The 10,171-nt window shown below is 44.7% G+C and carries 5 protein-coding genes; 2 read left to right on the top strand and 3 right to left on the bottom strand.

What is annotated here, in order from left to right; translation table 11 throughout:
• Positions 1 to 81: 81 nt before the first annotated feature.
• Positions 82 to 2,001 carry an Ig-like domain-containing protein gene (locus ACOTWU_RS24525; protein WP_224743091.1) on the top strand — a complete coding sequence of 640 codons (1,920 nt, stop codon included), beginning with the start codon at positions 82 to 84 and terminating at the stop codon, positions 1,999 to 2,001.
• Positions 2,002 to 4,078: 2,077 nt separating this feature from the next.
• Here the strand turns inward: ACOTWU_RS24525 and repHI2 are convergent.
• Both repHI2 and ACOTWU_RS24515 read right to left on the bottom strand, forming a co-directional pair.
• Positions 4,079 to 5,167: an IncHI-type plasmid replication initiator protein RepHI2 gene (repHI2, locus tag ACOTWU_RS24520; RefSeq protein WP_000159528.1), complete on the bottom strand. Its 1,089-nt coding sequence runs from the start codon at positions 5,165 to 5,167 to the stop codon at positions 4,079 to 4,081.
• 1,107 nt (positions 5,168 to 6,274) lie between these two features.
• Positions 6,275 to 8,731: an Ig-like domain-containing protein gene (locus tag ACOTWU_RS24515; RefSeq protein WP_001232713.1), complete on the bottom strand. Its 2,457-nt coding sequence runs from the start codon at positions 8,729 to 8,731 to the stop codon at positions 6,275 to 6,277.
• A gap of 372 nt (positions 8,732 to 9,103) precedes the next feature.
• On the opposite strand from ACOTWU_RS24515, the gene ACOTWU_RS24510 reads away from it, so the two are divergent.
• A complete protein-coding gene (locus ACOTWU_RS24510) occupies positions 9,104 to 9,730 on the top strand; it encodes a hypothetical protein (RefSeq protein ID WP_000966518.1) in 627 nt (208 codons plus the stop codon).
• 57 nt (positions 9,731 to 9,787) lie between these two features.
• On the opposite strand, the gene ACOTWU_RS24505 is transcribed toward ACOTWU_RS24510, so the two are convergent.
• Positions 9,788 to 10,069, bottom strand: a complete 282-nt coding sequence (locus tag ACOTWU_RS24505; protein ID WP_000535423.1) for a hypothetical protein — start codon at positions 10,067 to 10,069, stop codon at positions 9,788 to 9,790.
• Positions 10,070 to 10,171 lie beyond the last annotated feature (102 nt).

The following is a 10,171-nucleotide window of genomic DNA, read 5'->3' as shown; positions in this document are numbered from 1 at the left end:
CGAAAGCAGGTATGCCTGAAAGCGTGCGTATTGCCTGAAAACACAACCCGCTACGGGGGAGACTTACCCGAAATCTGATTTATTCAACAAAGCCCCTCTTCGGGCGTAAGTGATGCAAATGGTATTGATAAGGGCCTAATATATATTTACAGGCAGGACGGTAGCCTCTACAGCACTACACAGATGCAGTATGACGTATCCGGCCAAAAGATGTACCACACTTACTCTAAGAATTCAGTTAAGGGAACCGGAATACCAGACAGCAACCTGGATGAAGACTTTACTGCAAAAGTTGTTATCTTCGATAACGCAGGTAATAGCCGAACGCTGCCAACTCAAAAATTTCGCTACGACAACACGCTGGGTGAGATGACACTGTGGGCCGTTCATGATCCAAATACGTCTTCCAGCGTCGTACCCGGGGTTTCTAATTATCCGGCTTACAAAGCCGGTATGGTCGTTAACGAAAACCCTATTCGATTAGTCTACCGGATCCCAAAATCTAACTACCGTGCTTATTCAGAAGGTGGGCTTCAGTTCATCAATCAATATTCCGCCCCCAAAGAGATAGCTGTAGACAGCACTTATGCTTATGTTGAAATGACTCTTCCCTATGGCTCAATTAATGGGGATATGGCTCGTATGGCGAACTTTGGCCAGTGGGGAGGGTATTATCCGTCATACAGCCTCGTTCTAAACCCATCTGCAAACCAAACGCCTGCATTTGCGGGTACCTGGGTAGATTTCCTCGATGATAAGGGGAACTGGGTTAAGTGGAAGGATTTTGAGAGTGTGGCTTCATCACGACTGCCAATTAAAATTTCCCGACTTCGTTTTAACGTTGAAGCCCGGCCCTTTGCACAAGAGATCGGCGGTAAGGCGACCTGCACCATTCCGGCAGGAAAAACCTCGTGTGAAGCGCCTGAGACGTTTGATATGGCCTTGGGTACCCAGGGCTACAATAGGATCCTTTACTTCGTTCGCAGCATCAGCAATCCCATTTTGCGGTCTGAGCAATGGATTATGACACGCTGGAACAATAAACAACTGCCGGTAATAAACTCGATATCATATGACGAGACTAACAAGCAGCTGGATGTACTGGCGTCACTTGAAGGCGATGGTAACTGGTTCGACTCGGTCTCATTGAGGGAATTTTATCTTTCCGATAAGAACACCGGTACCCGGATGTCACCCACAGGCGTAATCAAATCTCGTATCTCAGGTAACTACACGATTGCTTATGATTTATCCCGTCAGTCTGAAGGAAAATACAACGTTGAGGTCAACATCAGGGACTTCTTCCAGAACCAGACCAATAAAACTTTCGGAGAAATTGCTCTGGATAACACTCCTCCGACAGTGGCCATAACATTCGACGGAAAGCCGGTAAAAGACGATACGGTAGTGTACGGCCTGGAGAACCTCAGGATCGCTCTGGCAGATAATCTGACAACCCCGAGGATAACCCGTCTTCAGCTCGTAGGTGGCCCCACAGCTGATAACGTTGAGCTTACGTGGTCACCGGCAGGCAAAGATACATACATGCCTGAGTATCCGAGGCTGTTCCCAAATTTCGAACCATCTGAAAATTATTCAATTAGCGTAACAGTTGCCGATAGTCAGTCGAATACCAAAACCTATACTCAGAAGTTCAGTTATCTACCGAATAACCTTGTGCAGTTACATAATCTACGCACATTATCGGTCAGTTCGCCTCTCAAAACGACAGATGGCGTACCCCTTGCGTACCTGTCCACTAACGTTCTGCGTAAGACAAATGGAGAAATTGCTAAAGGGGTCCAGAACGCAACGCTGACTGTGCGGAAGGATGCAGCCTTCGGTATTAAATTTAACGGGGCACAGGCGGCTCCAGGTGAGTCAGTTGAGGTGCAAATAGATATGGGCCAGGGGGATAATCTTCTGTTACCCGTTTATCCTTCCGAAAATGGGAAAGTTGGCACCTCAGAATTCATGATTCAGATCGACGAGTTGAAGTAACTACCCGGAGCCGACAGTAAAACTGACGGCTTCAATTTTACTGCCCTCCTTGACTCCGATCAGCCAGTACGTCTTCAGAGATTCGCAAGGAAGAACCGAAAGAAAAGTTACTTTAATCGTACGTTTCCAGCGATGCTTTTAAAAGACAATGCACACTCGTTGATTACGACAATGGGAGTGAGTGTCGAAACCCTTGAGTAAGGATACCCGGTAAATATACAGCCCCGGGGATCCTCTTCCTTCAACCGGGGATGACAACGGTAGTGAGTCCGGCAACTCACTCCCGTTGTCACTTCTCTGACATATCGTCATACGAGCTTACTCAAGTGCATCCACAAAGATGGGATCGTTTTGAATCTAAACTGGTACTGGTTAGCCAGTCACTTGCATCTATTCCCCCGTCGATACTTAAGTGACAATTGTAGTGATCTGCAATACTGGTGTCTCAGAAACACTGACGACGGTAGAGACTCAATACCCTAACCCCTGACAACAGGAGTGAGCTTAGAGGTGTTACGCTGCTGTCACTTAATGCTTGGGAATTGCCTGACTCACAACCATTGTCATCCGGAGCTACTGATTAACGTTGAACCGCTGGACTTTAATGACAGTGGTAGTGATGGATAGGCTCATTTCCATTGTCGTCATTTTATCGGACAAGCCTCTTCGTCCTACAGGTTTAAGCTGACAATGGTAGTGATTGGATGATCTCACTACTGTTGTCACTCAGTTCTTTGAGCGGACCCTTCCCTCGGTTGGTCGGCATTAACAACGGTAGTGACTCGATTGGCTCACTGCCATTGTCATCGTGTAAATGACGTACCTTATCAGCTCAGCTGAAAGCAATGACAACGGAAGTGACTCTAATTGCTCACTGCCATTGTCGTCGTGTCTATTGAGAGCCTTATCAGTGCACCTGAAAAGCAATGACAACGGTAGTGATTCTAATGGCTCACTACCGTTGTCACCGTGTGTATTGAGAGGATGGTCCACTTAACTGGACGTCTATGACAATGGTAGTGACTTTAATAGCTCACTACCATTGTCGGCGTGTGAATTGAGAGGATGATCAGCTCAGCTGTACGGCCATGACAATAGTAATGACTTAATGAGCTCACTACCGTTGTCACCCTGTTAATTAAGAGGCTCATCTGCTCTTCTGGAAGGCTATGACAACGGAAGTGACTTGCTGGGCTCAGTGCCATTGTCGCCGTATGAATTGAGAGGATCATCCGCTCTTCTGGATGGCAATGACAACGGTAATGACTTAATAGGCTCACTACCGTTGTCATCCTGTAAGTTAAGAGGTTGATCTGCTCAACGGGACGACTATGACAACGGTAGTGACTTGCTGGGCTCACTACCATTGTCACCCTGTGAATTGAGAGGTAGATCCGCTTAACCAGACGTCCATGACAACGGTAGTGACTTTCTGGGCTCAATACCGTTGTCACCCTGTGATTTAAGAGGTTGACCCGCTCTACTGGACGGCCATGACAACGGTAGTCACTTTCTGGGCTCACTACCGTTGTCGCCACATAGAATGAGAGGAGCATCAGCTCAGCTGAACGGCAATGACTACAGTAATGAGCTGGATGAAGCATAACCATTGACATCTGGCCCAACCGGAAGCCGTATTCGCCAATCCAATCGAGATTCACAATGGCCGTGACTCGCCGCATTAAGTTCCGGTGTCCTCCCAAAGCTGAACGCACACTCGGAGGACAATGACAATGCCAGTAAGGTACACATCATTACCATTGTCACTATAGCTACCAGAGAAGCCGGGATTTGAATGTCGATGGTAGTGAGTGGGTCAACTCACTGCCATTGTCACCCCGTTACGATATTTTCCGTTGGATGTACTGGCCAATGAAGTAAAGCGTAGAAACCGGGTGTTAACAGGTGACTCAGGAGAAAGCGTTGAATTCGCAATCTCGATCTACATAGGGTGGTAGAGAACAATGACAACGGTAATGACTTTTGACTCATTACCGTTGACGTGAAAGAGCGGGCTGGGACTAACGAAAATCGAAGAAGTAATTTAGCACCCGGAGCCTGAACCGCCGGGTTAACTTTAGCTGGCGTTGCTGTTCTTTTTCTGGCTTCGAAGACTACGAATATAGCGCAGTTCTTCAGCGGTTAAATCATGGACGGTAAGAACATCATCGCCGTCTATCGGGTCAGCTGGTGGGCATAACTCACCTTCTAAAACAGAAGACCCTGAGTTCTCTTCTTCATCTTCAACCACTTCTAAAGGAGGCTGAGTATTGTTCAAATTCAGATCGGGATCCCGCTTATGAATCTGGAAGTATACTTTTCCGTCTTTCTTAATTTCGGTGTACTGGAGGTATCCTATCGATGCCAACTCTTCAAGAGCCTTTCTCACGGTAGCATTCTGACTATTTGCTCGTGTTTTGAGGTTCAGACGATTTTTCAGCCGAGTAAGGGATATCGGTATAGGATTTGGCGGTAATGACTCTATGAACGTATAGAGAGCCTGGGCGCTTTCCTTCTTGGCCAACTCCTTAATTGCCTTCAGCTGCATCAAAACCTTATGATCGTATTGATAGAGCTCGAAAATCTTAGGATCAACCTGAAGGACAACCTGATCTGATTCCGGGTCTAACAGGGCAGACTGTACCAGATGCGTTGTATAGACTTTGGACGAGTTATTACTGGTGAACGACAAGGTAACGGATGCTAACCTGCGTAAGGAGGCGTCTATACGTTTTCTGGACGCTGTAGATGAGCGATAATTTTCAGGCGTACATAGCTTGAGGAATTCAGTGAATTTTAAGCTTATCGTGTCATTGTTAATCGGATGATTGGCATAGGTTCGAATGATGCCCATCCACGTCTTAAAATCTACTGACATATCAAGACGCTCACCGACAATTGAAATATTGGTGAACCCCTCGCTCTCCATTAAAGAGAGCGTCTGTAACTCTTTCGTTGCGTCAAAGCCAACCGTTTTATATTCCCGATTTTGACGCCCCACACTCTTTGGTGATGGGACGAACAGCCCGAGCCGCATCAAAGCAATAGACTGCACCGTACGGTTGCTGTTAGGACGCAAAATGATGTCTTTACCTGATTCTTTCTCTCTAACAGAGAAAGCCCTGGTGACCAGGTCCTGCTGCTCAGTATCTTTCTCTTTAGTCATAATAAGTTATCACTGAATGTGTAAACAGATTGGTGAATAGTAAGCCCCAGCGAACTCTATGTCACTGGATGGATCATTGTGATGATCCATATCTGTGCATAAGTTCTACCTAAAAAAACGACTCCACTCATTAAAACTTGGCAAAAACTCTTTGCATACAATGACCTGCAACTCTTATCAACAACGGATCAGATCAAGTTAAAAAGATCTAATGAAAAGTCACTACTATTGTCGCTCTGATCACTACTGATGTCAAAAAACTCATTACCAACGTTATAATAATCACTACCAATGTCAAAATAATCACTACTGTTGTCACTGATCACGTCTCAGGCCTTGTGCCGTCTGGCCTGGAGGCAGCGGGGATCTCTTTTGATCTATCAGGAACACTAAGGTACTAATTATTGGAACTACCTTGTGGAAAATGGGGATAAATAAATGCTTAGTTCTTATACAGGTCTCAACTTGCCTCCCTGATAAAAACTGTCGTCAAAGCTAAATCACAGCCACAGGCATTTTCGGTGGATAAATTTTTGAGAAATAGAAGCATACATGCAGACTCGTGTCGCAAGTAATTGAAAGTAATAATTTATTTAAATAATGCGAGTCACCTTACCTTACAGTGGAAGTTTAAGTCTAACCTCACTACCATTGTCACTTAAAATCATTACCAACGTCGAAATAGTCTCTACCATTGTCTTTTAAGTCACTCCCGTTGTCACTTATGTCGCTACTGTTGTCAGTGACAATGCTCCAGCCCAGTAACCATGCGGCCTACAGCGTACCGGGATCTTCTTTGTACTCTCTGGCACCTTTGGGATCATTTATTGGATCTACATGAGGGATAAAATCTTTTGACGATTTCGTAGTGCAGTTATACCAGCGACTTAGCAAGACAAAAGCTGCAATTTAGTGACGAGTTACTAGTCTGCCCAACAAGAGCAATGCAGAGAAGATATGTGGTGAAATGACCATGGTAGTGAGTCTAATCACTACCATGGTCCGCAGTAAGCGTTACTTACGCAATGAACGTCGGACTGATTTGCAACAACATGGGCTACGGCGCATCAGAAGACGGCCGTTGTGCTTCAGCAAAACAGCCCTGCTTTATTTTAATTCTTCAATGTTAATCATGAACTCAGATCTGCCTGTAAGGCCGGATACAGCAGGGAAAATAGGAAAGCTACGGCTGTCCCCGAGCCCCAAATCCAGTTGAAGCTCTTTGCTTTCACCTGGCATCGCAGAAACACCATTTACAGTCACGCCGAATGCAGCGTCCTTACGGACAGTAAGCACTGCGTCCTGAAGCCCTGTAGCGATTGAACCATCCTTTTTACGCAGCTGGCTGGCATACAGAACAGCCAGAGGAGTATTGTCAGATGTTTTGAGAGAAGCATTGACAGCTAAGGTTTTCAGATTCTCTAGCCTGACGAGATTGTTTGGAAGGTAGTTAAATTCGACTGAGCTTTCTTTAACGTTGTTCATCTCATCTTTGGCCTGAACTGTGAGAGTGTATGTTTCGCCTTCATTAAGAGACGGAAAGATCTTGGGATAATTAGGTGCATACAGGTTGTTTCCCAGATTCACCCAAGACAATTCCACCGCATCAGAAACAGGGCCACCGCGAAGAGTCATACGGCTTAAGGATGGTTTAGTTAGAGCATCGGTGAGCTGTATACGGACGTTCTCCAGCCCATATACTGTTACGTTTTTGCTGATCGGTTTTCCTTCGTAGCTAATACTTACAGATGGTGCTGTATTATCAACGACAACAGTTTGATAAGGGAGGTTACCGGTATTGTTGAATGTATCTTGGGCATTAATTACCACGTTATAACTGCCTTCTGGTACCTCTTTCATGTTGAACTCATACGTGTAGTTCCCAGACGCCATATTTCTACCTGTTTGTTTGCCGGTTACGCTTATTTCTGCGTTGTTACGGTTTTTATCTGACAACCAAACTCGATTTACATAAACATGGTCGAAATATGAACCATCTCCAGGTTGATTCACGTAAACCTGGAGAATGTTGGTGGTTTCAATGTAATCAAATCCAGTGACGGAGGGACCCAGTGTATGCCAGGCTATATTCTCCCATATAGGGGCAAAGAAGGTTGCTTCGGTGGTTGACCTTACTTCATAGCCACTATGAAGATAGCCGGTAGTGCCATTTATAATATCCTGGGGCAAAGAGACGGTACAGGTTGTTGAGCCAGCTGGAATACTGCATGTTGCTCCGCCAGTGATTTTTTGATCATATGGCCTAGCCTGTACATTGAACCGGATATTAGTAAGTTTTATAGGCATATCAGATGCCTTGAACAGGTTCCAGTTTACGCTGTTGAACCATGTTCCATCAGCCTTTTGTCGTTCTATGGGTGAACTTCCCCAAGCCGGACTCTTTACAGAGGCAGGATCCCAGTTGAGCCAGCTGGCATACTGACCAAGATCTCCTCCAGACCATTGATATGTATTCACAGGTCTATAGTAGTTTCCATCTAAGGCACCCTGTGGCAGCTTAACTTCCACGTAGACATAGGTGGCATCTTCGGAAAGGACCTGTACTCCGCCATAGTTATTGGTAATGCTCATGCCACCATTTCGATATGGCTTCCAGTTAGTTCTTGGGATACGTATAACCAACTTGTAGGGGTTTTCCAGCACTGTAAGGCCTCGTTTAAACGGGACGTATCCCGAAGAAATGCCGGGTACAACACTGGTGCTTACACGTGAGTCATGAACTGCAAATGGCGTAAATTCTCCCATTTGATCGTCATATAAAAACCGCTGGGGAGGAATGTTAAGCGTATTTCCTGCCAGGTCCGTAACGATGAAATTGAAGGTGAATTCTTCATCAAGATCACTTGAGGGCATGCCAGCCTGGGTGTTCATATCTTTAATCCACGGATAGAACGCACGTTTATTGGCTGTGTCATAACTCAGGTTATTGTCGGAGACCACAGAACCATTACTTCGTTTAATGACAAGACGGATCTTGGCAATTCCACTAGCATCCTCAATACCGTCTGCAAATATAGAAAACTGGCCACTACCGCCTCGGCCCAACTCCCAAAGTGGCCCAGAAAGTACCATGTCGTAACCTGCGTTTTGACTCGGATAAATACTCTTATAGCGTGGAGGAGTTGTATCAACGATGAAATGATAAGTAGATGTGCTCACTACAGTCTGGCGAATATCCAGAGTTTCATTGACTACAGTAAAGGTCCCTTCTCCGAGCGCCGGTAGAACCATATCCTTTCCATAGTATTCTGTTCCATCGGCAGCAACGATACGATCTGCAACGCTCGTTTTGGTCGAGACGGAGGAATACATAACCTTTTTATCGCTGTCTCGTGTGACCGTCACTCGCTCGTACCGATCAAGACCCGATATCAAGTTCAGAGTCAAAACACCAGCGGGATTAAGATATGTTTGTGTTGCAGGCTTAATATTCCGAACAGCCTTATTGGTATCTGTAAATGAGTAGCTAAATACCTGAGCATGTGCCGAAGATACAGTAGCAAGGGCAGTTGCAACCATGCAGCCAATTAGAGTTTTACGCATATGATGCTCCGGGAATAGGTTATAGCCTTATTCTACGGATTCAGCCTACAAGGTCCGGTCGGATAAAGTGATAATTTGCCTGTTAAAAGAGACATCAAGTGAGAAAGCAACCAACGTACAGAATGCAAAATGGCGGCAGTGCATCTGGATGACGCAAAAGTAACTTTTTGTACCCACTTTTTTGGATTTTAGCCTTCAAAATGAGTATTCAACCAATCATAAAAGTAACTTTTGATAGACGCTGCTCCTTTATGTTTGCCAATTGTGCTGATATGTTTTTAAATTCAAGGAAGCGAGATTTTAAAAGCATCTGTTGAGTCAAATTTATGTAAAATAACAGGGTAACCATCACTTCTAGGTTGAGGAAACCCAATGTTATACATGCTCTTATGCTGTTTTCTGATGCTCAACAGTACATTCGTTATGTTCAGAGCAATGTCTGCAATAAGTAAAGGATCCGCTAAAGAAAACCGGTCTGAAATATCGCTGATAGTCCTAGCAACACTTGGAATTGCATCACCATTCATTGTCGCAATGATTACTATTAATGAAAGTATGACATCTAAAACAGTAACAGATTTTTCTTTGGGTGCTCAGTGGTCCGGAATGGTTTCAGCGGTAGCGCTAATGGGGTTATATGCTCGACGCGTTTGGAAAGAGAAGAAGTCCTTATTTACTGGCGCTTTCCTGGCCTCTTCCTTAATGGCCTTTATTTTTACTGACAGCCTTGTTTTCGTATCCCAGAAGGACACCGGCGTTCTGGCTACTTTCGTACTCGATAAAAACGCTGGAGATATTGATTGTAGTCGCCCGGCTATGATTGTCCATTACAGTAAAGGTGTTCCAACGGACTGGCGTTGCCCAACCAGTATCATGTTGATGGCGTATTCTTCATATCCTTTTTTACCTTGGCCTGAGTATAGCCATGGTACCAGCCAGTCTCTTACGGTTGTTATTGATACATTTATGGAAAACGCTGTTAATCTCAGTCAAAAATAATAAATAAACCTCTCTAGTGAGAGGTTTTATAAACCTGAGCCACCAATCTAATTAACTCTATATTTTTGTTTTAGCTTTTTTAAAGGTAGACTTACCGAATAAAACAGCAATTATAGAGCAAAGGCCTGGCGTTAGGACAAAAGCTAATAATGCACTGCCAAAACTTGTCATTTCAGGCACCACGAACCAGCTGATAGGCCACGTCAGGGCAGGTAAATTTAGCGGATCATAAAGCGCATGTAGAGCGCTTAACACACAGTAAAGTGCTAAAAAGCAAACTAGATAAACAACGATCCACATTTTAATTTGCTCAGCAATTTCAAATTTAGGACTGCCCATGCTTTACCCTGATGAATCCCCTAATGATTTTGGTAAAAATCATTAAGTTAAGGTGGATACACATCTTGTCATATGATCAAATGGTTTCGCGAAAAATCAATA

Origin of the sequence: Enterobacter cloacae complex sp. GYL001 (assembly GCF_049237125.1) — a bacterium.
Lineage (GTDB): Bacteria > Pseudomonadota > Gammaproteobacteria > Enterobacterales > Enterobacteriaceae > Enterobacter > Enterobacter hormaechei_C.
Note: the sequence above shows the minus strand (reverse complement) of the source record. Positions and strands in the feature narration are given on the sequence as shown.

What these genes read in the sequence shown, in the direction of transcription:
- ACOTWU_RS24510 (WP_000966518.1), top strand. Translation starts at nt 9,104, where the DNA reads ATGTTATACATGCTCTTATGCTGTTTTCTGATGCTCAACAGTACATTC.
- ACOTWU_RS24505 (WP_000535423.1), bottom strand. Translation starts at nt 10,069, where the DNA reads ATGGGCAGTCCTAAATTTGAAATTGCTGAGCAAATTAAAATGTGGATC.
- ACOTWU_RS24515 (WP_001232713.1), bottom strand. Translation starts at nt 8,731, where the DNA reads ATGCGTAAAACTCTAATTGGCTGCATGGTTGCAACTGCCCTTGCTACT.
- repHI2 (WP_000159528.1), bottom strand. Translation starts at nt 5,167, where the DNA reads ATGACTAAAGAGAAAGATACTGAGCAGCAGGACCTGGTCACCAGGGCT.